Below are 25,931 nucleotides of genomic sequence, written 5' to 3'. Positions count from 1 at the left end.
CCCTCAATGCGCTTTTCTGCGATACAATGCCATTACGTTATGTATCGGAGAGTCCGGCATGTCACACCCTGCGCTAACGCAACTGCGTTCGCTGCGCTATTTCGACCAAATACCTGCGCTTGACCCGCAGCAGCTTGACTGGTTGCTGCTGGAAGATTCCATGACTAAACGTTTTGAGCAACAGGGCAAGACGGTTACGGTGACGATGATTCAGGAAGGGTTTGTCACCTCTGCTGACATTGCCAGTGAGCTGCCGCTGTTACCAAAAGAAGAACGCTACTGGTTGCGTGAAATTCTGCTCTGCGCGGATGGTGAGCCGTGGCTCGCCGGACGAACCGTGGTGCCTGAATCCACCCTTTCCGGGCCAGAGCTGGCACTGCAACGGCTGGGAAATACCCCGCTCGGGCGGTATCTTTTTACCTCGTCTGAACTTACCCGTGATTTTATTGAAATTGGACGCGATGCCGAACTGTGGGGACGTCGTTCCCGTCTTCGCCTGAGCGGTAAACCGTTAATACTGACGGAGCTTTTTTTACCGGCATCGCCGTTGTACTGAGAGGAAGAAAAAAATGGAGTGGAGCCTGACGCAGAACAAGCTGCTGGCCTATCACCGCTTAATGCGTACCGATAAACCCATCGGCGCGCTACTGCTGTTGTGGCCGACATTATGGGCGCTATGGGTGGCGACGCCGGGCGTTCCACCGTTGTGGATCCTGGGCGTGTTTGTGGCCGGTGTCTGGCTGATGCGTGCGGCGGGCTGTGTGGTCAATGACTACGCCGATCGTAAATTCGACGGACATGTGAAACGGACAGCCAATCGTCCGTTACCCAGCGGGCAGGTCACAGAGAAAGAGGCCCGCGTGCTGTTTATCGTGCTAGTGCTGCTCTCCTTCCTGCTGGTGTTAACCCTCAACACCATGACCATCCTGCTTTCCGTTGCGGCCCTCGCGCTGGCATGGGTCTATCCGTTTATGAAACGCTATACCCATCTGCCGCAGGTGGTGCTCGGCGCGGCGTTTGGCTGGTCGATCCCGATGGCGTTTGCGGCGGTCAGCGAGTCGGTACCGCTGAGCTGCTGGCTGATGTTCCTGGCGAACATTCTCTGGGCCGTGGCTTATGACACGCAATATGCGATGGTCGACCGCGATGACGATCTGAAAATTGGCATTAAATCGACCGCCATTCTGTTTGGTCGTCACGACAAGCTGATTATCGGTATCCTGCAGGTCGCCGTGCTGGCGCTGATGGTGGCGATTGGTCGCCTGAACGGGCTCAACTGGGAGTTTTACTGGTCAGTGCTGGTGGCGGGTCTGCTGTTTGCATATCAGCAAAAGCTGATCGCAAAGCGAGAGCGTGACGCCTGTTTTAAAGCGTTTATGAATAATAACTACGTGGGCCTGGTGCTGTTCCTGGGGCTGGCGATGAGCTATTTTGGCTGAAAAAAAGCCCGGTGACGCTGAAGCTTACCGGGCCTGCATGATATGAAGCGTCAGATTGTGAGCCGGGTAAGGCGAAGCCGCCACCCGGCTTTTTCACATCACTCGCCCTGCGTCGCACTCTCAATCGTCAAACGCACGTCGGAGGTAATCAGCTCTGCCAGCATCTGATACACCTTCAGCGTCTCTTCCGGCTCGGCATCGCCCGTGTCGCTAATGAACCCTTCATCACGCAGCGTCAGTACCAGTGAACTGAAGACCGCTTTGTCGAAGAATTCCGGGGCGTTGATGCCGTGCAGAACGGAAAGGCGCTGTGCCAGCGTCCGGCTCTCTTTCTCCAGCGTACCGCGGTTAATGGAGGGGTTCGCGCTCAGCAGCCAGAAGGTGATAGCGTAGCGTTGCAGCGTTTCACGCGCACCCGCCGCCAGCAGTTGCAGCGTGCGAGAACGTGACGGATTGATATGCAGCTCGTCGTTAACAACGGTAATCAGCCCCTGACGACGTAGCTCCTCGGTCATTTTATCCAGCTCAATCGCCAGCTCATCCTTGCTCCAGCGCAGGAACAGCTCTGCTTTCAGCATCGGATAGAGCGTCTCTACATGACGCAGCAGCTCCTGACGAGAAATACGGCGATGCTGGGTAATGATCGCCGCCATCAGCGACGGCAGCATCAGCATATGCGCGATATTGTTACGATAGTAGGTCATCAGCACCGCCTGTTCGCGCGGGAGAATGATGATGTCGCCAATCGTATCTTTCTCGACTTCAAACTTGTTCATCTGCAGCGCATGGTCGATCAGCTCGCTCGCCGTGCTGGCAGGCGTCGTTGAATCCACCGAGTAGGGAACGTTGCGCATCAGGTCAAGATAGCAATCCAGCTGCTCCGTAAGCTGTTCACGGGTCAGCGAGCGTTGACGTGACGCCAGCAGCGCCGTACAGCACAGGTTCATGGCGTTTGCGGCACCGGCATTGTTAATACGCACCATCAGCTCAGCCGCGATACCGTTAACCGTAGGCGTCAGCCAGGCTGGACGCACCGCTTCGATAGGATCGATAGACTCGCGCCAATCGGGAACATGGTTGTTCAGATACGTCATCAACGGCATCGGCTCGCCGAAGTTTACGTAGCCCTGACCAAGATTGCGTAGCTTGCTCAGCCCGCGCAGCATCTGCGGTAGACTCTCTTTCTCTTTAGTCGCCCCGCGCAGCTCTTTGGCGTAAGTCCCCACTTCCATGACGTGCTCATAGCCAATGTAAATGGGCACCAGCGTGATGGGACGAGTGCCGCCGCGCAGCATCGCCTGGATGGTCATCGACAGCGTGCCGGTTTTCGGATCCAGCAGACGGCCGGTTCGTGAACGTCCCCCCTCCACGAAGTACTCAACGGAATAACCGCGGCTGAACAGCTCGCCCAGATATTCACGGAATACGGTGGAGTAGAGCTTGTTGCCCTTAAAGGTACGACGAATGAAGAACGCCCCCAGGCGGCGGAAAATCGGGCCTGCTGGCCAGAAGTTCAGGTTGATACCGGCTGCGATGTGCGGTGGCACCAGCCCCTGGTGATAGAGCACATACGAGAGGAGCAGGTAGTCCATGTGGCTGCGGTGGCAGGGCACATAAACAATTTCATGCCCGTCATGCGCCAGTTGGCGAACGCGCTCGGCGTTATGGACGTTAATGCCCTGATAGAGGCGGTTCCATGTAAAGCCCAGGATGCGGTCAGAAAGACGGATCATCTCATAGGAGAAGTTCGCGGCAATCTCTTCCATCAGCGCAATGGCGTTCTGCTGTGCTTTTTCATGAGATATCTTTTTACTGCGCGCTTCGTCTTCAACAGCACGGGCGATCGCTTTGGAAGCCAGCAGCTTGTTGAAGAGATCCTGACGCGCCGGAAGGCGAGGGCCAACGGCGGCCAGACGCTGACGAGCGAAATGCATGCGCGCCACGCGCGCCAGTTTTTGCGCGATGATCTTATCGGTGCCGTGCTCGTCGGCCATCCGGCGTAGCGAGACGGAAGGGGAGAAGCGCACAAAGCTGTCGCGCCCCAGCCAGGAGACGGCGAAGAATTTCTGGATGCCATTAAGCATGCGTAACGGTGGGTTCTCTTCCCCTTTTTCGCGGCCCGGACGACGACCAAACATCACCGACACCGGCACCATCTGCACATCCAGATCGGGATTGCTGCGATGCAGGTCGAGATAGTCGTGGAACAGCTTAATGGACTCTTCTTTTGGCGTGTAATAGGTAAACACGCGTGGCCCACCGTGAATGAACACGTATCGCGGCAACAGCGTACCGTCGACTTCTAACGGTTCAAGCGGGTCAGGTAAATCATGCGCCAGACACTGGGCGCGAAGCGTCAGCAAGTCTGCCTTCGAGTTATAAGGCAAAACATACATAATAGGGCGCGACGTATCGAGCCCCAATTCCAGCGCGGGTTCTGCTGGGATAGACTTACTTTTTACCAGGACGCTTAATGGTAAATTAAGTAATTTGTAGTAAATTCGTGGCCAGCCAGACATAAACGATGTAAAGCCTCTGGTTAATAATGCAATTGCGGCGCAAGGATAACAGAAAGCGCGCGAAATTACTGTTGTTACCCGTCATACTTCAGGCTACAGCGCAACACGTTGCGCCTCCTGTTATTGACGCTATTTCAAATAAAAGGTTCTTTTAATGGCCAATAATACCACTGGGTTAACCCGTATCATTAAAGCTGCTGGCTATTCCTGGAAAGGTTTTCGCGCCGCTTGGGTCAACGAAGCCGCGTTTCGCCAGGAGGGTGTCGCCGCGATTGTCGCGGTGATTATCGCCTGTTTCCTTGATGTTGATGCCATTACCCGCGTGCTTCTGATCGGCTCCGTGCTGTTGGTGATGATAGTGGAAATTCTTAATAGCGCTATTGAGGCCGTTGTGGACCGTATTGGCTCTGATTTTCACGAACTTTCTGGCCGGGCAAAAGACATGGGCTCTGCTGCCGTGTTGCTGGCGATTATCACTGCGGTCATCACCTGGGTCACGCTGCTTTGGTCACATTTCCGATGAGCCTCGAGGAATAATTAAGTCCCTGGTTTTTTGTGCAGTTTTTGGTTCCAAAATCGCCTTTGACTGTATATACTCACAGCATAACTGTATATACACCCAGGGGGCGGAATGAAAGCGTTAACGACCAGGCAGCAAGAGGTGTTTGATCTCATTCGGGATCATATCGGCCAGACGGGTATGCCACCCACGCGTGCGGAAATCGCGCAGCGTCTGGGCTTCCGTTCTCCGAACGCTGCCGAGGAACACCTGAAAGCGCTGGCGCGTAAAGGCGTAATTGAGATTGTATCGGGTGCTTCACGCGGTATCCGCCTGCTGGTGGAAGAAGAGACGGGCATTCCGCTGGTGGGGCGCGTCGCGGCAGGTGAACCTCTGCTGGCGCAACAGCATATTGAAGGCCACTACCAGGTTGATCCCGGCATGTTCAAGCCGAGCGCGGATTTCCTGCTGCGCGTAAGCGGTATGTCCATGAAAGACATCGGTATTCTTGACGGCGATCTGCTTGCGGTGCATAAAACGCAAGACGTGCGTAACGGCCAGGTTGTGGTGGCGCGCATCGACGATGAAGTCACCGTTAAGCGCCTGAAAAAACAAGGTAATACGGTTCAGCTGCTGCCGGAAAACAACGAGTTTTCCCCCATTGTGGTAGACCTCCGCGAGCAAAACTTCTCTATCGAGGGGCTGGCGGTAGGGGTCATTCGCAACGGAGAATGGCTGTAATCTCATCCTGACAGGCTACGGATCTGCCGTGGCCTGATTCCTTATCCACTCCCGGTATTTTTTCATGTCACTGCTTACGGCATCCGATAAGGCATTGTGGCGTCTTGCACTGCCGATGATTTTTTCCAATATCACCGTTCCTCTGCTGGGGCTGGTGGATACGGCAGTTATTGGTCACCTTGATTCACCCATCTATCTGGGCGGCGTGGCGATTGGCGCGACGGCGACCAGCTTCCTTTTTATGCTCCTGCTCTTTTTGCGCATGAGTACCACCGGGCTTACGGCGCAGGCGTACGGTGCTAAAGATCCTTTGCGTCTGGCGCGTGCGCTGGTTCAGCCGTTAATCCTGGCGCTTGGGGCAGGCGCGTTAATCGCTATATTACGTACCCCACTGATTGATCTGGCGCTGCATATCGTTGGCGGCAGCGAGGCGGTACTGGAGCAGGCACGACGCTTCCTTGAAATTCGCTGGCTCAGCGCGCCCGCGTCGCTGGCTAATCTGGTTCTGCTGGGGTGGTTACTCGGCGTGCAGTATGCCCGCGCGCCCGTGATCCTGCTGGTGGTAGGCAACCTCCTCAACATCGTGCTCGATCTCTGGCTGGTGATGGGCCTGCACATGAACGTGCAGGGTGCGGCACTGGCGACGGCGATTGCCGAATACGGGACGTTTATCCTCGGTCTGTGGATGGTCTGGCGGGTGCTTGTCATGCGGGGGATTTCCCTTGCTCTGCTCAAGAGTGCATGGCGAGGCAATATCCGCACCCTGCTGGCGCTTAATCGCGACATTATGCTGCGCTCATTGCTGCTGCAGCTCTGTTTCGGCGCACTGACGGTCTTTGGCGCCCGGCTTGGGCCAGATATCGTCGCGGTGAATGCCGTTCTGATGACGCTGCTGACCTTTACCGCCTATGCACTGGATGGCTTTGCCTATGCTGTGGAAGCGCATTCCGGCCAGGCATACGGCGCACGTGAAAGTGGTCAGCTGCGGGATGTCTGGCGGGCGGCCTGTCGACAGTCGGGGCTGGTGGCGCTGGCGTTCGCGCTGATTTACGCCTGTTTTGGCGAACAGATTATTGCGTTACTCACCTCCCTTCCTGCACTGCGCGAGCTGGCAAGCCATTACCTCATCTGGCAGGTCATTTTGCCGGTGGTGGGGGTCTGGTGCTATCTGCTGGACGGTATGTTTATTGGCGCGACGCGAGGAGCGGAGATGCGTAACAGCATGGCGGTGGCGGCGGCTGGTTTTGCCCTGACGCTGCTCACGCTCCCCTGGCTGGGTAACCATGGTTTATGGCTCTCCCTGGCGGTCTTTCTCGCGTTGCGGGGCCTGTCACTGGGCTTTATCTGGCACCGGCACTGGCAAAACAATACCTGGCTTCCTTCACGCAACGATATATCGTGACGGTTAAAGATTCCGAATATGAAATCAACTGCCGAATCCTTAACTACAATTATTATCACGTCCAGCAGAAAAGAACGTAACGGACGTTACGACCCGACGCTTAACTAAGAGGACACGATGATGAATAAAGACGAAATCGGCGGCAACTGGAAGCAGTTCAAAGGTAAAGCGAAAGAACAGTGGGGTAAGCTGACGGATGACGATATGACGGTCATCGAAGGTAAACGCGATCAGCTTGTCGGTAAAATTCAGGAACGCTACGGTTACGAGAAAGACCAGGCGGAAAAAGAGGTCGGCGACTGGGAAAAACGCAACGACTACCGTTGGTAACCGTGTGATACCCGACAGTACAAGGAAGTACTACCTGAGGGCGGCCATGGGCCGCCTTTGTTTTGGCTGTTAACGCGGCTTTTTCTTTACGAGGATAGAGTGGTCATGGTGGCACGCGTCCTGATGCCGACAGGCCTCCACTTCTACACACGCAGAGCATAATCCGTGTGCTTCAATGACGTTATGGCGCAAGGCAAAGCCCATTCTGGCCGCCAGCGTATGCATAATATCTTCTACGCCTTCCGCCCCTTCTTCTTTCACCACGCCACAACGGTCGCAGATAAACATGGCCGACGTATGGGTTGGCTGGTCAAAAAGATGACACAACACATAACTGTTTGTGGATTCGACCTTGTGTACAAACCCTTGTTCCAGCAGAAAATCTAGCGCACGATAGACCGTAGGCGGTTTAGCCTGTGGCTCGCTTTCGCGCAGCAGGTCGAGCAGGTCGTATGCGCTGATGGCGCCCTGCTGCAGGGTCATCAGACGCAAGACTTCAAGGCGCTGCGGAGTCAGGCGCACATTGCGTTGCGCGCACAGCTTCTCTGCCTGCGCTAACAGCTCTTTTGTGGACTTATCCATTTAGCACCTCGGATGTTATAGGCTGGAAAACCCTCACTTTACCATGTTCTGGTAAAAACGCCGAGATCCGCCAGGCTGTGCTATACCTGACCCATCGCAAACCGGGAAATTAATGATGAAAAAACCTGACTGTATTCGGCACTGGCGAGACGTGGAAGAGCCAGATAATTCAACCTATCCCGACAGCAACGAGCTTTTCTCCATCGGTGCACCGCTGGCTCGTCACCTGGGGCTCAGGCGAATCGGTATTCACCACGAGCGTTTGCTGCCCGGGCGTCGAACCTCCTATCCCCACGCGGAAAGCGACGAAGAAGAGTTCATCTATGTGCTGGAAGGGTATCCGGAAGCCTGGATTAACGGCTATTTGTGGAAGCTTGAACCCGGCGACAGCGTAGGGTTTCCTGCTGGCACCGGCGTCTGCCATACCTTTATTAATAACACCGAAGAAGAGGTGCGATTACTGGTTGTTGGCGAGGCTAACAAGAAGCACAACCGAATCTACTATCCGCTTAATCCGGAGTATGCCGCCACGCGTGAAGATCGCTGGGTTGATCATCCCCCTCAGTTCTTTGGGCCGCACGATGGAAAACCTGGGAAAAAATAATTTCCTCTTCTATAAATATTGAGGGCCGTCACAAATAACAACAGGCCTGTCCGGAGTTTTACTTAAGGAAATAGCGGGTCTTTTTGTACTTATTCACAGCAATAGTTCGTTCCTGTTTGGGTGATAACAAACAGGGTGATGTTATTAACGACAATAAGACGAGCATACTGTGAAAAAACATTTTAAATTTTCGGTGGTTAGCATCGCTGTCTCCCTGTTTATGGCAAATCAGGCGGGAGCAGCCAATACCTGGACAGAATCACGTAGCGACGCAATGGGTGGCACGGGCGTCGCTTCGGGCAGCTATGGCAGCGGGGCGTTAATCAACCCCGCGTTATTGGCAAAGGCGAAACCGGACGATGATGTGACGGTTATTTTACCGTCCGTCGGCGTGCAGGTGACGGATGAAGACAATCTTCAGGATGAGATTGATACCATCAACGATAAAATCAATCACTATAAGGATGTGGTTGATAGCCTGACCCCCATCGAAGTGATTACCAACCCGCTGGGCTCAATCAATCAGTTCCAGGGAGCGGCAAAAGATCTTGCCGATGAACTGGACTATCTCAAAGGCAAAACCGCACGCGCTACGGCAGGCGCGGGGATTGCGGTGAGTATCCCTAACGATGTGCTCTCCGTGGCCTTTATGGCGAAAGGCTATGCCCACGGGCGCGTCAGCTCTTCTATCGATCAGCAAGATATTGATTACCTGCGCAGTATCCAAAACAGCGATGCGGTGGCGGCGGGCGTGGCACTGGATGCGGCGCTAAACGGTACTGATCAAATCACAAAAAACCTTAACTCTACGGCGTCTGGCCGGGCGGCAATTGTCTCCGATTATGGTGTTGCCATTGCCCGTCAGTTCGATCTGGGTGGCGTCCCGGTTTCCCTTGGCGTCACGCCAAAACTGCAGAAAACCTGGATCTACAACTACACCACCTCAATTTACGATTACGACAGTAACAAGTGGAACGACAGCCGCTACCGGAAAGACGATACCGGCTTTAACGTGGATGCCGGTATCGCGGCCGATTTCGGCGAGCACTGGACGGTCGGGGTGAGCGGGCAAAACCTGATGTCGCGCGATATCGACACCAAGGACATTCGCATCCGCAACGGGCGCACGGGGGAAGTGGTGAGCTATAAAGACACCTATCAAATCCGTCCGCTGGTGACGGCCGGTGCCGCCTGGCACAACGATCTGGTGACCCTGACCGCCGATGGCGATCTGACAGAAACCAAAGGCTTTAAAAGCGAAGATACCTCGCAGTATGTTGGCGTGGGTGCGGAAGTGACGCCGCTGAGCTGGCTGGCCGTGCGGGCGGGTTATCGTGCCGATATGAAAGGGAATGACAGTAACGTCTTTACCGGTGGTGTCGGTTTTGCACCGTTTAACACGGTCCACGTCGACCTGATGGGGCTCTACGGTGAAGATGAAACCTGGGGTGCAGGGGCACAGTTAAGTATGACGTTCTAAAGGGCACCGGAGGCGTTGCGCCTCCGGCTTTTCTTTATGCTATAGTAGCGCCCCTTTTCCACCAGATGCTTAAAACTTCGCCATGTCGTCAGAACACCAGACTGCCTTTCCCGCACACCGTTTCTCCATTGCGCCCATGCTCGACTGGACGGACAGACACTGCCGCTATTTCCTGCGCCAGCTCTCCCGCCATACGCTGCTGTACACCGAAATGGTCACCACCGGTGCAATTATTCACGGTAAGGGCGACTATCTGGCGTACAGCGAAGAAGAGCATCCGGTTGCCCTGCAGCTGGGTGGCAGCGATCCGGCTGCACTGGCGCACTGTGCGAAGCTGGCAGAAGAACGTGGCTACGACGAAATTAACCTTAACGTTGGCTGTCCGTCCGATCGCGTGCAAAACGGCATGTTCGGCGCCTGTCTGATGGGGAACGCACAGCTGGTAGCGGACTGCATCAAGGCGATGCGTGATGTGGTCTCCATTCCGGTGACGGTGAAGACCCGTATCGGTATTGATGACCAGGACAGCTACGAATTCTTGTGTGATTTCATCAATACGGTTGCCGGAAAGGGCGAGTGCGAGATGTTTATCATCCATGCGCGTAAAGCCTGGCTCTCTGGCCTTAGCCCGAAAGAGAACCGCGAAATTCCGCCGCTGGACTACCCGCGTGTGTATCAACTGAAGCGGGACTTCCCGCACCTGACCATGTCGATCAACGGTGGTATCAAGTCGCTCGACGAGGCCAAAACACATCTGGCGCATATGGATGGCGTGATGGTCGGTCGCGAGGCATATCAGAATCCGGGTATTCTGACGACGGTCGATCGCGAGATCTTCGGCGTTGAAGGCGCAGACACTGACCCGGTTGCCGTGGTGCGGGCCATGTATCCGTACATTGAACGTGAGCTGAGTAACGGCACTTACCTTGGCCATATCACGCGTCATATGCTTGGCCTGTTCCAGGGGATCCCGGGCGCACGCCAGTGGCGTCGCTATCTGAGCGAGAACGCGCATAAAGCTGGCGCGGATATCGAAGTGCTGGAACAGGCGCTACGCCTGGTTGCAGATAAACGATAAATCTCGCTAAAAATTCGTCAAATTCACCACGCCCCGCACAGCCTTGCGGGGCGTTTTACTTTTATAACAACATGTTAGGGTTGGCATGGATCTTGTAATGATTGCGACATCATTCGGGAACTCGTGGGAGAGAACCATGCTGGAACTGCTTTTTGTGATTGGCTTTTTTGTCATGCTGTTAGCCACCGGCGTGTCGCTGCTCGGCATTCTGGCAGCGCTTGTGGTGGCGACAGTGGTCATGTTTATTGGCGGATTATTTGCCCTGACGATCAAACTTCTGCCGTGGCTGCTGCTGGCCGTTGCGGTGGTGTGGGTTATACGGGCGATTAAATCACCAAAACTGCCCACTTATCAGCGTAATAACCGCTTTCGTTACTAAGGTATTGAGGGGTTCGTCACATACCTGCAACTTTTCCGGCGGCATTGCTTAGAACGGAATAGGATTTACTTATCGAATCTGTCACTATGGCTGCCGCTAAAGAATTCATCGAGCTGTACCCTACATACAGCCGAACTAAAAAAAGAAAGGGCTTCCTCAGGGAAGCCCAATTTCTTTTATGGGATCAGGGAATTAACAGACTTGACCCCTGCGTTGACCGGCTCTCCAGCACCTCATGCGCACGTTGCGCATCGCTTAGCGCGTACTTCTGCGCATCTGCCACATCCACTTTGATGACCCCGCTGGCAATCAGCGAGAACAGTTCGTTACTGGCTTCGAGCAACTCTTCGCGATTGGTGATGTAGCCCTGCAGGGATGGACGAGTCACATACAGCGAGCCTTTCTGGTTCAGAATACCCAGATTCACACCGGTCACCGCGCCTGACGCGTTACCGAAGCTCACCATCAGACCGCGGCGCTGCAGGCAGTCCAGAGACGCTTCCCAGGTATCTTTCCCTACCGAGTCATATACCACGCGCACTTTTTTGCCGCCGGTTACCTCTTTTAAGCGTTCAACGATGCTCTCTTCCCGGTAGTTAATCACCTGCCAGGCGCCGGCCTGCAGCGCGCGCTGGGCTTTTTGCGCGCTCCCCACGGTGCCGATCAGTTTTGCGCCTAACGCTTTGGCCCACTGGCAGGCGATGAGCCCTACGCCGCCCGCAGCCGCATGGAACAGGAACTGCTCGTCGGGTTTGATTTCATAGGTTTTGCGCAGCAGATAATAGACCGTCAGCCCTTTCAGGAAGGAGGCCGCGGCCTGTTCAAACGAAATGGCATTGGGCAGGAGGGCAACTTTGTCAGCCGGAACGTTGTGCACGGAGCTGTAAGCGCCCAGCGCCGATTGCGCATACACCACGCGATCGCCTTCTTTAACATGCTTAACGGCGCTGCCCACTTTGCTGACCACGCCCGCCGCTTCGGTACCCAGACCGCTCGGCAGTGACGGCGGTGGATAAAGACCGCCGCGAATATAGGTGTCGATGTAGTTAATGCCGATGGCTTTATTTTCAACCTGCACTTCATTTTCGCCAGGCGCGGCGGGGGTAAACTCCACCGCGTTGAGTACGTCAGGGCCACCATGCTTGTGAAATTCAATACGTGTTGCCATGCTTCCTCCAGAATGTGGTAATCTTTCGACCCACTCTTTATCTCGGTAACTCCATTCACTATGGCAGGAAACAAACCCTTCAACAAACAGACTGAACCTCGTGAGCGTGATTTTCAGGTCGCCGGGTTAAAAGTCCCGCCGCACTCGATTGAAGCGGAACAGTCGGTGTTGGGCGGTTTAATGCTGGATAACGAGCGCTGGGACGACGTCGCCGAGCGCGTCGTGTCCGACGATTTCTACACCCGCCCGCACCGCCACATCTTCACCGAAATGGCGCGCCTGCAGGAGTCCGGTAGCCCGATTGACCTGATTACGCTCGCGGAATCGCTGGAGCGGCAGGGGCAACTGGACAGCGTTGGCGGTTTTGCTTATTTAGCAGAACTGTCGAAAAACACGCCAAGTGCAGCGAACATTAGCGCTTATGCGGACATCGTTCGCGAACGCGCCGTGGTTCGTGAGATGATCTCGGTCGCGAATGAAATCGCCGAAGCGGGCTTTGATCCGCAGGGTCGCACCAGCGAAGACCTGCTCGATCTCGCGGAATCCCGCGTCTTTAAAATCGCTGAAAGTCGCGCCAATAAAGACGAAGGCCCGAAAAACATCGCCGATGTGCTCGATGCCACCGTCGCCCGTATTGAACAACTCTTCCAGCAGCCGCACGATGGCGTAACCGGAGTTAACACCGGCTATGACGATCTCAATAAGAAAACCGCAGGCCTGCAGCCGTCGGATTTGATTATCGTCGCCGCGCGTCCGTCGATGGGTAAAACCACCTTTGCGATGAACCTCGTCGAAAACGCGGCGATGTTGCAGGATAAGCCGGTCTTAATCTTCAGTCTGGAGATGCCATCTGAGCAGATCATGATGCGTTCTCTGGCGTCGCTTTCTCGTGTGGATCAGACCCGTATCCGTACCGGTCAGCTCGACGATGAGGACTGGGCGCGTATCTCCGGCACCATGGGGATCCTGCTGGAAAAACGTAACATCTATATCGATGACTCCTCCGGCCTGACGCCGACAGAAGTGCGCTCCCGTGCGCGCCGTATCGCCCGCGAGCATGGCGGTATTGGCCTTATCATGATCGACTACCTTCAGCTGATGCGCGTGCCGTCGCTCTCCGATAACCGTACGCTGGAGATTGCGGAAATTTCCCGCTCGCTCAAGGCATTAGCCAAAGAGCTGCATGTGCCTGTCGTGGCGCTCTCGCAGCTTAACCGCTCCCTGGAACAACGTGCCGACAAACGCCCGGTCAACTCCGACCTGCGTGAATCCGGCTCCATCGAGCAGGATGCCGACTTAATCATGTTCATCTACCGTGATGAGGTTTATCACGAGAACAGCGACCTGAAAGGGATCGCCGAAATTATTATCGGTAAACAACGTAACGGCCCTATCGGTACGGTACGTCTGACCTTTAACGGACAGTGGTCGCGTTTCGACAACTATGCCGGTCCTCAATATGATGATGAGTAATTTCTAAGGAAATCAAATGCAAGCGGCAACTGTTGTGATTAACCGCCGCGCTCTGCGACACAACCTGCAACGTCTGCGTGAACTGGCTCCTGCCAGTAAACTTGTTGCAGTCGTGAAAGCGAACGCTTACGGACACGGTCTTCTTGAGACCGCGCGAACGCTCCCCGATGCCGACGCCTTTGGCGTTGCCCGTCTTGAAGAAGCCCTCCGCCTGCGCGCGGGGGGGATCACCCAACCGATTTTGCTGCTCGAAGGCTTTTTTGAGGCTGCAGACCTGCCGACCATTGCAGACCAGCATCTGCACACGGCGGTACACAACGAAGAACAGCTTTCCGCTCTCGAAACCGCTGAGCTGAGCGAGCCAGTCACCGTCTGGATGAAGCTCGACACGGGCATGCACCGTCTGGGCGTACGTCCGGAACACGCGCAGGCGTTTTATCAGCGTCTGTGCCAGTGCAAAAATGTCCGCCAGCCGGTAAATATTGTCAGCCATTTTGCCCGGGCTGATGAGCCTGACTGCGGCGCTACTGAACAACAACTCGACACCTTTAACACCTTCTGCGAAGGCAAGCCGGGGATGCGCTCTATCGCGGCCTCCAGTGGCATTCTGCTGTGGCCGCAGTCGCACTTCGACTGGGCGCGTCCGGGGATTATTCTTTACGGCGTATCGCCGCTGGAGAACAGACCCTGGGGGCCGGACTTTGGCTTCCAGCCGGTGATGTCCCTGGTGTCTAAGCTGATTGCGGTGCGTGAGCACAAGGCGGGGGAACCGGTGGGTTACGGCGGCACCTGGACCAGCGCGCGTGACACCCGGCTGGGTGTGGTGGCGATGGGGTATGGCGACGGTTATCCACGTGCTGCGCCGTCCGGTACGCCGGTTCTGGTCAATGGCCGCGAAGTGAAGATTGTCGGTCGCGTGGCGATGGACATGATTTGCGTAGATCTGGGCCCCGATGCCCAGGATAAAGCGGGCGACGATGTGGTGATGTGGGGTGACGGTTTGCCCGTCGAACGCATCGCGGAAATCACGAAAGTGAGTGCTTACGAACTTATAACGCGCCTGACATCAAGGGTGGCAATGAAGTACATCGATTAAACTGCTGTGAATGCCGGGGGGCAGCGTTGCCTGACCCGGCATGGAACAGGTTAAACGCTCGATCTTCTGTCATATCCGGTTTATTGTTGAATTCCCTGCCTCATCGAATTCCGGAGAACCATCGCGTGTTTCAGAAAGTTGACGCCTACGCCGGCGACCCCATTCTCTCCTTAATGGAGCGTTTCAAAGAAGATCCTCGCAGCGACAAAGTGAATCTCAGCATTGGTCTGTATTACAACGAGGACGGCATTATTCCTCAGTTGAAAGCCGTTGCTGAAGCGGAAGCGCGTCTTAACGCCGCCCCGCACGGTGCTTCTCTTTATCTGCCGATGGAAGGGCTCAATACTTACCGTAACGCCATCGCGCCGCTGCTGTTTGGTGCCGATCACGCGGTGCTCGCACAAAAACGTGTTGCAACCATCCAGACCCTGGGCGGTTCAGGTGCGCTTAAAGTGGGTGCGGACTTCCTGAAAAAATACTTCCCGGATTCAGGGGTATGGGTCAGCGATCCCACCTGGGAAAACCACGTGGCGATTTTTGAGGGTGCTGGCTTTAAGGTGGCGGCCTATCCATGGTTCGACAGTGAAACCAACGGCGTGCGCGTTGACGCGCTGCTGGAAAAACTGAATACCCTGCCAGAGCGCAGCATAGTGCTGCTGCACCCGTGCTGCCACAACCCGACCGGGGCAGATCTCACCAACGCCCAGTGGGATGCGGTGATTGAGGTGCTGAAAGCGCGCAACCTGATCCCCTTCCTCGACATCGCCTATCAGGGCTTTGGCGCAGGGATGGAAGAAGATGCCTATGCCATCCGTGCCGTGGCCAGCGCCGGTCTGCCTGTTCTGGTCAGCAACTCGTTTTCAAAAATCTTCTCCCTGTACGGCGAGCGCGTGGGTGGCCTCTCTGTGGTGTGCGAAGACGCCGAAGCGGCAGGTCGCGTACTGGGGCAACTGAAGGCGACCGTGCGCCGCATCTACTCCAGCCCGCCAAACTTTGGCGCGCAGGTGGTGGCGACTGTGCTGGGAGACGAACAGCTAAAAGCCAGCTGGCTTGCAGAAGTGGAATCCATGCGTAAGCGTATTCTGTCGATGCGTCAGGAGTTGGTTAACGTGCTGAAAGAGGCCGTACCGGGGCATAACTTCGACTATCTGCTTAAACAGCGCGGGATGTTTAGCTATACCGGGCTGAGCGCCGCACAGGTTGAACGTCTGCGCGAAGAGTTCGGCGTCTACCTGATTGCCAGCGGACGTATGTGCGTGGCGGGTCTGAATGCCAGCAACGTTCATCGCGTGGCGCAGGCATTTGCTGCAGTAATGTAAGTACTTACTCACCATCCCTCTCCCCGTGGGAGAGGGCCGGGATGAGGGCATCAGGCCGCACAAACAGGTTGCCCGGCATTCTGTGATCTTCTTCTTTTTATCCAACCTCATAAGCAAAAACTCCTTCCCTTCATCTCCCGCTGGGGTTATGGTCGGATAGATTTTTGACCAGTCGCTCAAATTAAAACGATAACAAACTGAATATTCAGGGGAAAATATGCGCAAGATCACACTGGCGCTCAGCGCCGCCTGCTTATTGTTCTCGCTTAACAGTACGGTCGTCGCGCGCGCTTCCGCACCGACGCCGCTTTACACCGGCACTACCGCCGCTATTCTGGCTGAACAAGCCCCCATTCACTGGGTATCTGTAGCCCAGATTGAAAACAGCCTGATGGGCCGCCCGCCAATGGCCGTGGGCTTTGATATTGACGATACCGTTCTCTTCTCCAGCCCCGGGTTCTGGCGCGGTAAAAAAACATACTCACCGGACAGCGAAGCGTATCTGAAAAACCCGGAGTTCTGGGAAAAGATGAACAACGGCTGGGACGAATTCAGCATCCCGAAAGAGGTGGCTCGCGCGCTTATCGCCATGCATGTAAAACGCGGCGACAGCATTTACTTCGTTACCGGACGCAGCCAGACCAAAACGGAAACCGTCTCTAAAACCCTGCAGGATGATTTCCTGATCCCGGCGGCCAGCATGAACCCGGTGATTTTCGCGGGTGACAAACCGGGACAAAACACCAAAACCCAGTGGCTGGAGCAGAAACATATCAAAGTCTTCTACGGTGATTCAGACAACGATATCAGCGCCGCGCGTGATGTGGGAGCCAGAGGGATCAGGGTGTTACGCGCCTCAAACTCGACCTATCGCCCGCTGCCAATGGCCGGGAAGTTTGGCGAAGAGGTCATTGTGAACTCAGAGTATTAAACCGTTGGCGGCGAGTTTGGCTCTTTTTTAATCAAATCTCGTCGCTGCGGGTTTTACCTTTCGTCTTCTTGCTGCACACTTAGAAAGATTCACTTTCATAACGGAGCAGCACATGTGGTACCAACAAACCCTGACCTTAAGCGCTAAACCTCGCGGATTTCACCTGGTGACGGATGAAGTTATCGGGCAGATCCGCGACCTGTCGCGCGTCAAAACGGGTTTGCTGCATCTGCTGCTTCAGCACACGTCGGCCTCTCTCACGCTTAATGAAAATTGCGATCCCACCGTCCGGTCTGATATGGAGCGGCATTTTCTGAAAACCGTTCCGGACAACGCCTCCTACGAGCATGACTATGAGGGGGCGGACGACATGCCTTCGCATATCAAATCTTCTCTGCTGGGCGTATCGCTAATGCTGCCGGTACACAACGGGCGGCTTCTGCTGGGAACATGGCAAGGGATCTGGCTGGGAGAACATCGCATTCACGGTGGTTCGCGTAAAATTATCGCAACGCTACAAGGGGAATAAAGATGACAATTTCGGAGCTACTGCAGTACTGCATGAGTAAGCCAGGCGCGGAGCAGAGCGTTCACAGCGACTGGAAAGCCACGCAGATTAAAGTGGGAGATGTGTTGTTTGCGATGGTGAAAGAGGTGGAAGGCCGCCCGGCGGCGTCGCTTAAAACCAGCCCGGAGCTGGCGGAGCTATTACGTCAGCAGCACGACGACGTCCGGCCGAGCAAACATCTGAACAAAGCGCACTGGAGTACGGTCTATCTCGACGGTTCACTCCCGGGGTCGCAGATTTACTACCTGGTGGACGCGTCTTATCAGCAGGCGGTTGAGCTGCTGCCGGAAGCGACCCGACAGCAACTCTCCGTGTGACAATTACAGCAACGGTTTAAGGAAGCGCGCGGTGTGCGAGGCTTCGCACTCTGCAACGGTCTCTGGCGTACCGGAGACGAGGATTTCACCGCCGCCGCTGCCGCCTTCCGGGCCGAGATCGACAATCCAGTCCGCGGTTTTAATCACGTCCAGGTTGTGCTCAATGACCACAATGGTGTTGCCCTGATCGCGAAGCTGATGCAGAACGTCGAGCAATTGCTGGATATCTGCAAAGTGCAGACCGGTGGTCGGCTCATCGAGAATGTACAGCGTCTGCCCGGTACCGCGTTTGGACAACTCACGCGCCAGCTTCACGCGCTGCGCTTCACCTCCAGAGAGCGTGGTCGCTGACTGCCCCAGACGAATGTAGGTCAGGCCTACGTCCATCAGCGTCTGCAGCTTACGCGCCAGCGCAGGCACGGCATCAAAGAACTCGCGCGCCTCTTCGATGGTCATATCCAGCACTTCGTGGATGGTCTTGCCTTTGTACTTAATCTCCAGCGTTTCACGGTTATAGCGTTTGCCTTTGCACTGGTCGCACGGCACGTAGATATCCGGCAGGAAGTGCATCTCAACCTTGATCACGCCGTCGCCCTGACAGGCTTCACAGCGGCCGCCGCGAACGTTAAAGCTGAAACGTCCTGGCGTGTAGCCGCGCGAACGCGCTTCCGGTACACCGGCGAAGAGTTCACGGACGGGCGTGAAGACGCCGGTATAGGTCGCCGGGTTGGAACGTGGCGTACGGCCAATCGGGCTTTGGTCGATGTCGATAACTTTATCGAAATGCTCCAGCCCCTGAATGTCGCGGTACGGTGCAGGTTCGGCCAGCGTCGCGCCGTTCAGCGCCGTCTGCGCAATCGGGAACAGCGTATCGTTGATCAGCGTCGACTTACCGGAACCGGATACGCCGGTGATACAGGTAAACAGCCCGACGGGCAGCGTCAGCGTCACGTCTTTCAGGTTGTTGCCGCGAGCGCCGGTGAGCTTCAGCACTTTTTCCGGGTTCGCCGCCACGCGCTGTTTCGGCACTTCAATTTTGCGCTTGCCGCTCATGTACTGGCCGGTTAACGACTCTGGCACCGCCATGATGTCTTTCAGGGTGCCTTCCGCGACCACCTGGCCGCCGTGCACGCCCGCGCCCGGGCCGATGTCGATCACATGGTCGGCAGCACGGATCGCATCTTCGTCGTGCTCGACCACAATCACCGTGTTGCCGAGGTTACGCAGATGAATAAGCGTTCCGAGCAGACGCTCGTTGTCGCGCTGGTGCAGGCCGATGGACGGTTCGTCCAGGACATACATGACGCCCACCAGGCCCGCGCCAATCTGGCTGGCCAGACGGATACGCTGGGCTTCACCGCCGGACAGCGTCTCTGCGGAGCGGGAAAGCGTCAGGTAGTTCAGGCCGACGTTCACCAGGAATTTCAGACGGTCGCCGATCTCTTTCAGCACTTTTTCGGCAATCTTCGCCCGCTGGCCGGAGAGCTTCAGGTTGTTGAAGAAGTCCATTGCGTGACCGATGCTCATGTCTGAAATGGTCGGCAACGCCGTGTTTTCGACAAACACGTGGCGCGCTTCGCGACGCAGACGCGTGCCCTCACAGGTGGCGCAGGAGCGGTTGCTGATGAACTTCGCCAGCTCCTCGCGCACCGCGCTGGATTCGGTCTCTTTGTAGCGGCGCTCCATGTTGTGCAGCACCCCTTCGAACGGGTGGCGACGCACGGAGGTATCGCCGCGATCGTTCATGTATTTGAACTCGATGTTCTCTTTACCGGAACCGAACAGGATCACTTTGTGCACGTTCGGGCTCAGGCTGGCCCACGGCGCTTCCACGTCGAACTTATAGTGCTCTGCCAGCGATTTAAGCATCTGGAAGTAGTAAAAGTTACGCTTATCCCAGCCACGGATCGCACCGCCAGCCAGCGACAGTTCCGGATTCTGGATCACGCGGTCCGGGTCAAAATACTGCTGTACGCCCAGGCCGTCACACGTCGGGCAGGCTCCCGCCGGGTTGTTAAAGGAGAACAGTCGTGGCTCCAGCTCACGCATGCTGTAGCCGCAAATCGGGCAGGCAAAGTTGGCGGAGAAGAGCAGTTCTTCCGCGTTCGGGTCGTCCATATCGGAGACCACCGCCGTACCGCCAGAGAGTTCCAGCGCAGTTTCAAAGGATTCCGCCAGACGGGTCGCCAGATCGTCACGCACTTTAAAGCGGTCAATCACCACTTCGATGGTGTGTTTTTTCTGCAGCTCCAGCTTCGGGGGATCGGACAGGTCACACACCTCGCCGTCGATACGGGCGCGGATATACCCCTGGCTTGCCAGGTTTTCCAGCGTTTTGGTGTGCTCGCCCTTACGCTCTTTAATGATTGGGGCAAGCAGCATCAGGCGTTTGCCTTCTGGCTGCGACAGCACGTTATCCACCATCTGGCTCACGGTCTGCGCCGCCAGCGGCACGTCGTGATCCGGGCAGCGCGGCTCACCTACGCGGGCATACAGCAGACGCAGGTAGTCATGAATTTCGGTAATGGTACCGACCGTTGAACGCGGGTTGTGGGAGGTGGACTTCTGCTCAATAGAGATAGCAGGCGAAAGCCCCTCGATATGGTCTACATCCGGTTTTTCCATCAATGACAGGAACTGGCGCGCATACGCAGAGAGTGATTCAACGTAACGGCGCTGTCCTTCGGCATACAGGGTGTCGAAAGCCAGTGAGGATTTGCCAGACCCCGAAAGCCCGGTCACGACGATGAGTTTGTCGCGAGGGATTATGAGGTTGATATTTTTGAGATTGTGGGTGCGGGCGCCCCGAACTTCGATCTTATCCATTCACCTTTCCCGGTTGGAACACGGATTGCCTGGTTTGTTTGAAGGACAAACGGCTGTCAGAAACGGCTAATTATGACACAATTTAACCTGTTTGAATATACAGTATTGGAATGCATTTTCTGATTAGCTGTGTAACAATGCCGAGTTCGCGAGAGATTTCTGAACCCGCCACGCAACTATGCAAATTGACGCGTGGAAATGGTACACTCGCGCGTTTACACTATTAAGAAACGTATTCAGGAGACACGAACATGGCCAGCAGAGGCGTAAACAAGGTGATTCTCGTCGGTAATCTGGGCCAGGACCCGGAAGTACGCTACATGCCGAGTGGTGGCGCAGTTGCCAACATTACGCTGGCTACTTCCGAATCCTGGCGTGACAAAGCGACCGGTGAGATGAAAGAGCAGACCGAATGGCACCGCGTTGTGCTGTTTGGCAAACTGGCAGAAGTGGCCGGTGAGTATCTGCGTAAAGGCTCTCAGGTTTATATTGAAGGCCAACTGCGTACCCGCAAATGGACCGATCAATCCGGTCAGGAAAAGTACACCACTGAAGTGGTGGTAAACGTTGGCGGCACCATGCAGATGCTGGGAGGCCGTCAGGGCGGCGGCGCTCCAGCAGGTGGCGGCCAGCAGCAGGGCGGTTGGGGCCAGCCTCAGCAGCCACAGGGCGGCAACCAGTTCAGCGGCGGCGCGCAGTCTCGTCCGCAGCAGCAGTCCGCACCGGCACCGTCTAACGAACCGCCAATGGACTTCGACGACGACATTCCGTTCTGATTGTCTTCAGCACTAAAGAAAGCCCTGCTGTTGCAGGGCTTCTTGTTTAATTCTCATCACGTTATATTTGGTGCCTGACCCATCTCATCCGCGAGGAGCTATGCCACAACAACTCTTTGATCCCGCAGACGTTCAGAAGACATTCGCAATGCTTACAGTGGACAGCCATAATACGACGTTGCTGAATGAAATTTCCCTTCGTGCGTCAGTCGATGACGAGCTGAGTTTTGGCCCATTCCCGCCGGGATATCATTTTGTCAGAGCTGAAAATCGAATTGCTGATATTCCTAATGAGCACTTTGAACTGGCGCTGGTCAATGAAATTACGCAGGAGATTGTTTACTACAATCGCGTGATTTATCAGAAAGATGCTTTTTTGAATTACATGCCGGTTACGCAAATCCTGATATGGCGCTCGCCTAAACCGTCGCACCGTGGCGTGTTGCGCGATTTGCCAGGAAAAGTGTTTTCTCACTATTTACTGGAAAAATATAACGTCATTGTTACAGACCGCCATCAGACACGAGATGGCATGAGCTTCTGGCAATCACGTCTGTATGATGCCATCGCCAGTGGGCATCATTTGTATGCGTACGACATGATCACCTGTGAAATGCGGCCGATTGTCAAAGACAGTGATATAGGCGATCAGGTGAACTGGCTTTGGGGCGATGAAGAGCACCACCAGAACAGACTGGCGATTATCAGTAAATTTCCGCTGCCGATTAGCGCGTAGGTGTGTTAATGCGCGGTGATCAAAGCGGCTACGGGCGGTAAAAAAACTACACCACCACACACATCGGCCTGCCCGATACCGGCTCCGGATGGATTTCCGCCTCCACGTTAAACACGGCTTTCAGCAACGCGGGCGTCATCACCTCTTCTGGCGCACCCTGCGCCATCACACGTCCGCTTGCCAGCACCACCAGATAATCGCAGTAGCGGCTTGCCTGATTTAAATCGTGCAGCACCGCGACCACCGTTTTTCCCTGCGTCCTGAGGTCACCCATCAGACGCATCAGCTCAACCTGATGATTAATGTCCAGATACGTCGTTGGCTCATCAAGCAGTACGACGGGGGTATCCTGCGCCAGCACCATTGCCAGGAACGCGCGTTGGCGCTGTCCGCCAGAAAGTTCGGTTAACCGCCGGTCAGCTAGAACGTGGGTCTGGGTCTGGCTCATGGCCACGTTAATGCGGGCGTTGTCTTCAACGGATAAGCGCCCCCATAGCGGTAGCCACGGGCTGCGGCCATAAGAGACCAGTTCCCGAACGGTGATCCCCTCGGGCGTTAAATGGTGTTGCGGCAGCAAGGCCAGACGACGAGCCAGCTGGCGGGCCGTCATACCTGCGACAGGCTGTTCATCAAGCAGTATTGTCCCGGACTCAGGGGTTAACAGCCGGGAAAAGCAGTTCAATAGCGTCGATTTTCCACAGCCGTTCGGGCCGAGCAGCGCGGTGATCTTTCCCGCAGGCAGCGTAAGAGATAGCCCGTCGAGCACCGTTTGCGTGCCGTAGCGGAGGGACAGATTTTCAGTTCGTAACGTCATTTATCGCATTCTCACAAGCAGCCAGACGAACCACGGCGCGCCGATAATCGCAGTCATAACGCCTGCCGGAAGCTCCAGCGGTGGATGAATCACCCGCGCCAGCAGATCGGCGATGACCAGTAACAGCGCGCCCGTCAGGGCAGAAACGGGCAATAGCCTGCGGTGTCTCCCGCCGGTAATTTTTCGCACCATATGCGGCACCACGAGGCCGATAAAGCTTATGGGGCCGCAGACGGCCACGCCGGTTGCGGTCATGGCAACCGCCAGCAGGAGGCCCCGAAACCGGGTGCGGGATACCGATACACCGAGCGTGGCGGCCCGGGCATCGCCCAGGGCCAGCAGGTCAAGATCGCGACAAAAACGCAGGCTCAGGGGCAAGAAAACCATCAGCAGCGGCACGGCAATTTTCACAAAGGTCCAGTCTCGTCCCCACAGGCTGCCGGTCAGCCACGTCAGAGCACTGTTCACATCCTGCGGGTGCAGGAGCATGAGGTAATCCGTCAGGCTTGCCCAGCAGGCTGAAAGGGCAACCCCCGTCAGCGCCAGCTTCATCGCCTGTCGGGTATTTGCCAGCATTTTCAGCAGGAAAAGACCCGCCATACCTCCGGCAAACGCCAGCAGCGGCAGGACCATCACCGGCAGCGACGGAATAAGCAGTAAAGCGCTCACAGAGGCAAGGCTGGCGGCATGGTTGATGCCGAGGATATCCGGCGAGGCCAGAGGATTACGTACGATCCCCTGCACCAGCACACCCGCCACCGCGAGGGCCGCACCGACAAACAGCGCCAGCAGCAGGCGCGGCAGGCGGTAATCCATCAATACGTAATAGTGCTCGCGTCCGGGCTGCCAGTCGGTCAGCAGCGAACGCCACGGAACGAGGATTACGCCCAGATGGAGCGACAGCAGGGAACACCCTGCCAGGGCAAGCACGATGGCCAGCACCTTTTTCATCCCCGCCTCCTGACCAGCCAGACAAAACAAGGGGCACCGGCCAGCGCCAGTACCGCGCCGGCGGGAAGATCGCCGGGGAAAGCCAGCGCGCGGGCGAGTACATCAGCCAGCAGCATAAACATCGCACCCAGCAGCATGCTCATCGGTAAGACGCTGCGCTGATCGAATCCTGTCCAGTAGCGTGCCAGATGCGGCATCAGCAGCCCGATAAAGGCCACCGGACCCGCCACGCTGACGCAGGCTCCAACCAGAAGCAGAACCAGTACGTTGATGATGAGGCGCAGCCTCGGCAGATCCACCCCCAGCGTATGGGCGGTGCTGTCGCTGACATTAAGCAGATTCAGCTGCTTCGCCAGCAGCAGCACGACCGGCGCGGCAAAGGCCACCACCGGCAGGAGCTGCCAGAACTCCTGCCAGCGGGCGTGTGAAACGCCTCCTGCAAGCCAGTAGAAAATGCCGTAAGCGTGATCTTCCGCCAGCAGCAGCGTAATGCGGGTCAGGGCCATGCAAAAGGCCGACAGGGCGATACCCGCGAGGATCAGCCTGTTTCTGTCCTGCGTATGGCGAAATCCGCCGCCAGCGGTCATTACCAGCAGCCAGCTCGCGCCGCCACCGCATGCGGCGATGAAAGAGAGGGAAAAACCGGCCACCGACGTTGTGCTCAGCGCGCTGGTGAGCGCCATGGCCAGCGCTGCCCCGCTGTTAATGCCGAGCAGGGAAGGAGAGGCCATGGGGTTATGCGTCAGGGTTTGCAGGAGCGAGCCTGCCAGGGCCAGGCTTGCACCGGTCAGGATCGCGACCAGGCTACGCGGTAGCCTGAGGTTTTGCACCAGCGCCTCGGGGAGCGTCGGCGCGTGGCCAGGCAGCAGGGCGCGAAAAGCGTCAGCCCCGGAAACGGGAATGGCCGAGTAGCAAAACAGACTCAGCCAGAAAAGAAGCAAGAGCGCGACAGTGGGGAGGCCCCACCGTAGCACCGGATGTCTGATAAGCATTATTTCACATCGGATAAAGGCTGGTGATGAACGATTTTTACCGTATCGCTGGCGATGCGTTCGGCGGCGAAAATACCGCGCATCCGCGCCCAGGCGTTGCTGTCGACCGAAACAACCTGCTGTTTTTGCGCCGCGGTTAACATCTGCCAGAGCGGATCCTGCTGCCAGCGCTTAACGATGCTCTCTTCGCGATAATGCGCAACCAGCAGCCAGGCCGGATTGAGCGCCAGAAGCTGCTCCAGCCCAACAGACGGCATGGATGCCCCGGCCATCGCCGTCGGCACTTTTAGCCCAAGGGCGGTCAGGACGCTGCCGGTATAGGTCTCCCGGGTGTGCAGGTTGAACTGCTGTTCCCGGGAGGTACCGAAGATTGCCAGCGTTCCCTTTGGCAGCTGGCTGGCCCACTGCGCCATTAGCTGTTTATGACGCGCAAGCCTGGCCTTCATCTGTGCTGATTTCCCCACAACATCGCCGATGATGGCGGCAGACTGCAGATTTTCCGCGTACGTTTCGTTACGTGACTTGAGTAATAATACCGGGGCAATATTCTGCAATGCGCCATAAATGCCTGAATGACGGCTGCTGTCGGCAATAATCAGGTCCGGCTTCAGGGCGCCGATCGCCTCCAGGCTCGGCTGCGCACGCGTGCCGACGGACTGCCAGGGTTTCAGGCGCGCGCGCACCTCGGGCAGGATGCGGTGGGTATCGTTATCGTCGGCAATACCGACCGGGCTGACGTCTACGGCGGCCAGCGCGTCCGCGAACGACAGTTCCAGTACCACGATCCGTTGCGGCGTTTTATCCAGCGTAAACGTGCCACGTTCGTCCTGAACCGTAACGGCAAAGGCGTGGCCGGCAATCAGCAGCAGAGCGGCGAAAAGGGTGCGTAAGGGTATGAACATGTGAGTAGC

Annotated in this window: 26 protein-coding genes and 1 pseudogene; 19 read left to right on the top strand and 8 right to left on the bottom strand. The window is 56.3% G+C overall.

What is annotated here, in order from left to right; genetic code table 11:
- Nucleotides 1-58: 58 nt before the first annotated feature.
- Complete coding sequence (gene ubiC, locus AX755_RS08230) at nucleotides 59-556, top strand: chorismate lyase (protein ID WP_013095049.1); 498 nt, start codon at nucleotides 59-61, stop codon at nucleotides 554-556.
- A gap of 13 nt (nucleotides 557-569) precedes the next feature.
- A complete protein-coding gene (gene ubiA / locus AX755_RS08225) occupies nucleotides 570-1,439 on the top strand; it encodes a 4-hydroxybenzoate octaprenyltransferase (RefSeq protein ID WP_013095050.1) in 870 nt (289 codons plus the stop codon).
- Nucleotides 1,440-1,537: 98 nt separating this feature from the next.
- Here ubiA and plsB read toward each other — a convergent pair whose 3' ends face one another.
- A complete protein-coding gene (gene plsB, locus AX755_RS08220) occupies nucleotides 1,538-3,958 on the bottom strand; it encodes a glycerol-3-phosphate 1-O-acyltransferase PlsB (RefSeq protein WP_013095051.1) in 2,421 nt (806 codons plus the stop codon).
- Between the two features lie 154 nt (nucleotides 3,959-4,112).
- Between plsB and AX755_RS08215 the strand changes: the two genes are divergently transcribed.
- The 5 genes and pseudogenes from AX755_RS08215 (at nucleotide 4,113) to AX755_RS08200 (ending at nucleotide 6,930) form a co-directional block, all read left to right on the top strand.
- Nucleotides 4,113-4,481, top strand: a complete 369-nt coding sequence (locus AX755_RS08215; RefSeq protein ID WP_013095052.1) for a diacylglycerol kinase — start codon at nucleotides 4,113-4,115, stop codon at nucleotides 4,479-4,481.
- 108 nt (nucleotides 4,482-4,589) lie between these two features.
- Complete coding sequence (gene lexA / locus AX755_RS08210; protein WP_013095053.1) at nucleotides 4,590-5,198, top strand: transcriptional repressor LexA; 609 nt, start codon at nucleotides 4,590-4,592, stop codon at nucleotides 5,196-5,198.
- Between the two features lie 64 nt (nucleotides 5,199-5,262).
- The gene (gene dinF / locus AX755_RS08205; RefSeq protein WP_038418457.1) at nucleotides 5,263-6,600 is read left to right on the top strand and encodes an MATE family efflux transporter DinF; all 1,338 of its coding nucleotides are present in this window, start codon (nucleotides 5,263-5,265) and stop codon (nucleotides 6,598-6,600) included.
- Nucleotides 6,597-6,671: pseudogene (locus AX755_RS25970) on the top strand (hypothetical protein); the annotation flags it as partial. The gene dinF and the pseudogene AX755_RS25970, both read left to right, overlap by 4 nt.
- Nucleotides 6,672-6,720: 49 nt before the next feature.
- The gene (locus AX755_RS08200; RefSeq protein ID WP_020686626.1) at nucleotides 6,721-6,930 is read left to right on the top strand and encodes a CsbD family protein; all 210 of its coding nucleotides are present in this window, start codon (nucleotides 6,721-6,723) and stop codon (nucleotides 6,928-6,930) included.
- A gap of 69 nt (nucleotides 6,931-6,999) precedes the next feature.
- Here the strand turns inward: AX755_RS08200 and zur are convergent, their stop codons facing one another.
- Complete coding sequence (gene zur, locus AX755_RS08195; protein WP_013095057.1) at nucleotides 7,000-7,512, bottom strand: zinc uptake transcriptional repressor Zur; 513 nt, start codon at nucleotides 7,510-7,512, stop codon at nucleotides 7,000-7,002.
- A gap of 115 nt (nucleotides 7,513-7,627) precedes the next feature.
- On the opposite strand from zur, the gene AX755_RS08190 reads away from it, so the two are divergent.
- From AX755_RS08190 to pspG, 4 genes are all read left to right on the top strand, one after another.
- On the top strand, nucleotides 7,628-8,116 hold the full coding sequence (locus AX755_RS08190) for a cupin domain-containing protein (protein WP_057072790.1): 489 nt from the start codon (nucleotides 7,628-7,630) through the stop codon (nucleotides 8,114-8,116).
- A gap of 220 nt (nucleotides 8,117-8,336) precedes the next feature.
- A complete protein-coding gene (gene traF / locus AX755_RS08185) occupies nucleotides 8,337-9,596 on the top strand; it encodes a conjugal transfer protein TraF (RefSeq protein WP_201747483.1) in 1,260 nt (419 codons plus the stop codon).
- An 82-nt stretch (nucleotides 9,597-9,678) separates the two neighbouring features.
- Nucleotides 9,679-10,674, top strand: coding sequence for a tRNA dihydrouridine(20/20a) synthase DusA (dusA, locus tag AX755_RS08180; RefSeq protein WP_013095060.1), 996 nt, complete (start codon nucleotides 9,679-9,681; stop codon nucleotides 10,672-10,674).
- A gap of 136 nt (nucleotides 10,675-10,810) precedes the next feature.
- On the top strand, nucleotides 10,811-11,053 hold the full coding sequence (gene pspG, locus AX755_RS08175) for an envelope stress response protein PspG (RefSeq protein ID WP_013095061.1): 243 nt from the start codon (nucleotides 10,811-10,813) through the stop codon (nucleotides 11,051-11,053).
- A 184-nt stretch (nucleotides 11,054-11,237) separates the two neighbouring features.
- Here the strand turns inward: pspG and AX755_RS08170 are convergent, their stop codons facing one another.
- Complete coding sequence (locus AX755_RS08170) at nucleotides 11,238-12,221, bottom strand: quinone oxidoreductase (protein ID WP_013095062.1); 984 nt, start codon at nucleotides 12,219-12,221, stop codon at nucleotides 11,238-11,240.
- A gap of 60 nt (nucleotides 12,222-12,281) precedes the next feature.
- On the opposite strand from AX755_RS08170, the gene dnaB reads away from it, so the two are divergent.
- The 6 genes from dnaB to AX755_RS08140 all read left to right on the top strand — a co-directional run bounded on the left by dnaB (nucleotide 12,282) and on the right by AX755_RS08140 (nucleotide 17,925).
- Nucleotides 12,282-13,694 carry a replicative DNA helicase gene (dnaB, locus tag AX755_RS08165; RefSeq protein ID WP_013095063.1) on the top strand — a complete coding sequence of 471 codons (1,413 nt, stop codon included), beginning with the start codon at nucleotides 12,282-12,284 and terminating at the stop codon, nucleotides 13,692-13,694.
- Between the two features lie 16 nt (nucleotides 13,695-13,710).
- Entirely contained in the window at nucleotides 13,711-14,790 is a 1,080-nt protein-coding gene (gene alr / locus AX755_RS08160; RefSeq protein ID WP_062856586.1) for an alanine racemase, read from the top strand.
- A 125-nt stretch (nucleotides 14,791-14,915) separates the two neighbouring features.
- Nucleotides 14,916-16,109: an aromatic amino acid transaminase gene (gene tyrB, locus AX755_RS08155; protein ID WP_062856585.1), complete on the top strand. Its 1,194-nt coding sequence runs from the start codon at nucleotides 14,916-14,918 to the stop codon at nucleotides 16,107-16,109.
- 217 nt (nucleotides 16,110-16,326) lie between these two features.
- A complete protein-coding gene (gene aphA, locus AX755_RS08150) occupies nucleotides 16,327-17,040 on the top strand; it encodes an acid phosphatase AphA (protein WP_013095066.1) in 714 nt (237 codons plus the stop codon).
- 112 nt (nucleotides 17,041-17,152) lie between these two features.
- Nucleotides 17,153-17,569: a secondary thiamine-phosphate synthase enzyme YjbQ gene (locus AX755_RS08145; protein ID WP_013095067.1), complete on the top strand. Its 417-nt coding sequence runs from the start codon at nucleotides 17,153-17,155 to the stop codon at nucleotides 17,567-17,569.
- 2 nt (nucleotides 17,570-17,571) lie between these two features.
- Entirely contained in the window at nucleotides 17,572-17,925 is a 354-nt protein-coding gene (locus AX755_RS08140; protein WP_013095068.1) for an MmcQ/YjbR family DNA-binding protein, read from the top strand.
- 3 nt (nucleotides 17,926-17,928) lie between these two features.
- On the opposite strand, the gene uvrA is transcribed toward AX755_RS08140, so the two are convergent.
- The gene (uvrA, locus tag AX755_RS08135) at nucleotides 17,929-20,751 is read right to left on the bottom strand and encodes an excinuclease ABC subunit UvrA (protein WP_013095069.1); all 2,823 of its coding nucleotides are present in this window, start codon (nucleotides 20,749-20,751) and stop codon (nucleotides 17,929-17,931) included.
- Between the two features lie 251 nt (nucleotides 20,752-21,002).
- Between uvrA and ssb1 the strand changes: the two genes are divergently transcribed.
- Nucleotides 21,003-21,527, top strand: coding sequence for a single-stranded DNA-binding protein SSB1 (gene ssb1, locus AX755_RS08130; RefSeq protein WP_003860284.1), 525 nt, complete (start codon nucleotides 21,003-21,005; stop codon nucleotides 21,525-21,527).
- Nucleotides 21,528-21,627: 100 nt separating this feature from the next.
- A complete protein-coding gene (locus tag AX755_RS08125) occupies nucleotides 21,628-22,263 on the top strand; it encodes a hypothetical protein (RefSeq protein ID WP_062856584.1) in 636 nt (211 codons plus the stop codon).
- Between the two features lie 46 nt (nucleotides 22,264-22,309).
- Here AX755_RS08125 and fecE read toward each other — a convergent pair whose 3' ends face one another.
- From fecE to AX755_RS08105, 4 genes are read right to left on the bottom strand one after another with little or no spacing between them, the layout of a single operon-like run.
- The gene (gene fecE / locus AX755_RS08120; RefSeq protein ID WP_062856583.1) at nucleotides 22,310-23,077 is read right to left on the bottom strand and encodes a Fe(3+) dicitrate ABC transporter ATP-binding protein FecE; all 768 of its coding nucleotides are present in this window, start codon (nucleotides 23,075-23,077) and stop codon (nucleotides 22,310-22,312) included.
- Nucleotides 23,078-24,028, bottom strand: coding sequence for a Fe(3+) dicitrate ABC transporter permease subunit FecD (gene fecD, locus AX755_RS08115; RefSeq protein ID WP_062856582.1), 951 nt, complete (start codon nucleotides 24,026-24,028; stop codon nucleotides 23,078-23,080).
- A complete protein-coding gene (gene fecC / locus AX755_RS08110; protein ID WP_104668936.1) occupies nucleotides 24,025-25,023 on the bottom strand; it encodes an iron-dicitrate ABC transporter permease FecC in 999 nt (332 codons plus the stop codon). The genes fecD and fecC overlap by 4 nt, the downstream gene beginning before the upstream one ends.
- On the bottom strand, nucleotides 25,020-25,922 hold the full coding sequence (locus AX755_RS08105) for a Fe(3+) dicitrate ABC transporter substrate-binding protein FecB (RefSeq protein ID WP_062856580.1): 903 nt from the start codon (nucleotides 25,920-25,922) through the stop codon (nucleotides 25,020-25,022). The genes fecC and AX755_RS08105 overlap by 4 nt, the downstream gene beginning before the upstream one ends.
- Between the last annotated feature and the right edge of the window lie 9 nt (nucleotides 25,923-25,931).

This window comes from Enterobacter sp. SENG-6, from assembly GCF_001605945.1.
GTDB classification, from domain to species: domain Bacteria; phylum Pseudomonadota; class Gammaproteobacteria; order Enterobacterales; family Enterobacteriaceae; genus Enterobacter; species Enterobacter cloacae.
The sequence above is the reverse complement of the archived record's forward strand: the minus strand, read 5'-3'. Positions and strand labels throughout refer to the sequence as shown.

Excerpts from the sequence above, each read along its gene's own strand:
- ubiC (WP_013095049.1), top strand. The coding sequence starts at position 59 with ATGTCACACCCTGCGCTAACGCAACTGCGTTCGCTGCGCTATTTCGAC.
- ubiA (WP_013095050.1), top strand. The coding sequence starts at position 570 with ATGGAGTGGAGCCTGACGCAGAACAAGCTGCTGGCCTATCACCGCTTA.
- plsB (WP_013095051.1), bottom strand. The coding sequence starts at position 3,958 with ATGTCTGGCTGGCCACGAATTTACTACAAATTACTTAATTTACCATTA.
- AX755_RS08215 (WP_013095052.1), top strand. The coding sequence starts at position 4,113 with ATGGCCAATAATACCACTGGGTTAACCCGTATCATTAAAGCTGCTGGC.
- lexA (WP_013095053.1), top strand. The coding sequence starts at position 4,590 with ATGAAAGCGTTAACGACCAGGCAGCAAGAGGTGTTTGATCTCATTCGG.
- dinF (WP_038418457.1), top strand. The coding sequence starts at position 5,263 with ATGTCACTGCTTACGGCATCCGATAAGGCATTGTGGCGTCTTGCACTG.
- AX755_RS08200 (WP_020686626.1), top strand. The coding sequence starts at position 6,721 with ATGAATAAAGACGAAATCGGCGGCAACTGGAAGCAGTTCAAAGGTAAA.
- zur (WP_013095057.1), bottom strand. The coding sequence starts at position 7,512 with ATGGATAAGTCCACAAAAGAGCTGTTAGCGCAGGCAGAGAAGCTGTGC.
- AX755_RS08190 (WP_057072790.1), top strand. The coding sequence starts at position 7,628 with ATGAAAAAACCTGACTGTATTCGGCACTGGCGAGACGTGGAAGAGCCA.
- traF (WP_201747483.1), top strand. The coding sequence starts at position 8,337 with ATGGCAAATCAGGCGGGAGCAGCCAATACCTGGACAGAATCACGTAGC.
- dusA (WP_013095060.1), top strand. The coding sequence starts at position 9,679 with ATGTCGTCAGAACACCAGACTGCCTTTCCCGCACACCGTTTCTCCATT.
- pspG (WP_013095061.1), top strand. The coding sequence starts at position 10,811 with ATGCTGGAACTGCTTTTTGTGATTGGCTTTTTTGTCATGCTGTTAGCC.
- AX755_RS08170 (WP_013095062.1), bottom strand. The coding sequence starts at position 12,221 with ATGGCAACACGTATTGAATTTCACAAGCATGGTGGCCCTGACGTACTC.
- dnaB (WP_013095063.1), top strand. The coding sequence starts at position 12,282 with ATGGCAGGAAACAAACCCTTCAACAAACAGACTGAACCTCGTGAGCGT.
- alr (WP_062856586.1), top strand. The coding sequence starts at position 13,711 with ATGCAAGCGGCAACTGTTGTGATTAACCGCCGCGCTCTGCGACACAAC.
- aphA (WP_013095066.1), top strand. The coding sequence starts at position 16,327 with ATGCGCAAGATCACACTGGCGCTCAGCGCCGCCTGCTTATTGTTCTCG.
- AX755_RS08145 (WP_013095067.1), top strand. The coding sequence starts at position 17,153 with ATGTGGTACCAACAAACCCTGACCTTAAGCGCTAAACCTCGCGGATTT.
- AX755_RS08140 (WP_013095068.1), top strand. The coding sequence starts at position 17,572 with ATGACAATTTCGGAGCTACTGCAGTACTGCATGAGTAAGCCAGGCGCG.
- uvrA (WP_013095069.1), bottom strand. The coding sequence starts at position 20,751 with ATGGATAAGATCGAAGTTCGGGGCGCCCGCACCCACAATCTCAAAAAT.
- ssb1 (WP_003860284.1), top strand. The coding sequence starts at position 21,003 with ATGGCCAGCAGAGGCGTAAACAAGGTGATTCTCGTCGGTAATCTGGGC.
- AX755_RS08125 (WP_062856584.1), top strand. The coding sequence starts at position 21,628 with ATGCCACAACAACTCTTTGATCCCGCAGACGTTCAGAAGACATTCGCA.
- fecE (WP_062856583.1), bottom strand. The coding sequence starts at position 23,077 with ATGACGTTACGAACTGAAAATCTGTCCCTCCGCTACGGCACGCAAACG.
- fecD (WP_062856582.1), bottom strand. The coding sequence starts at position 24,028 with ATGAAAAAGGTGCTGGCCATCGTGCTTGCCCTGGCAGGGTGTTCCCTG.
- AX755_RS08105 (WP_062856580.1), bottom strand. The coding sequence starts at position 25,922 with ATGTTCATACCCTTACGCACCCTTTTCGCCGCTCTGCTGCTGATTGCC.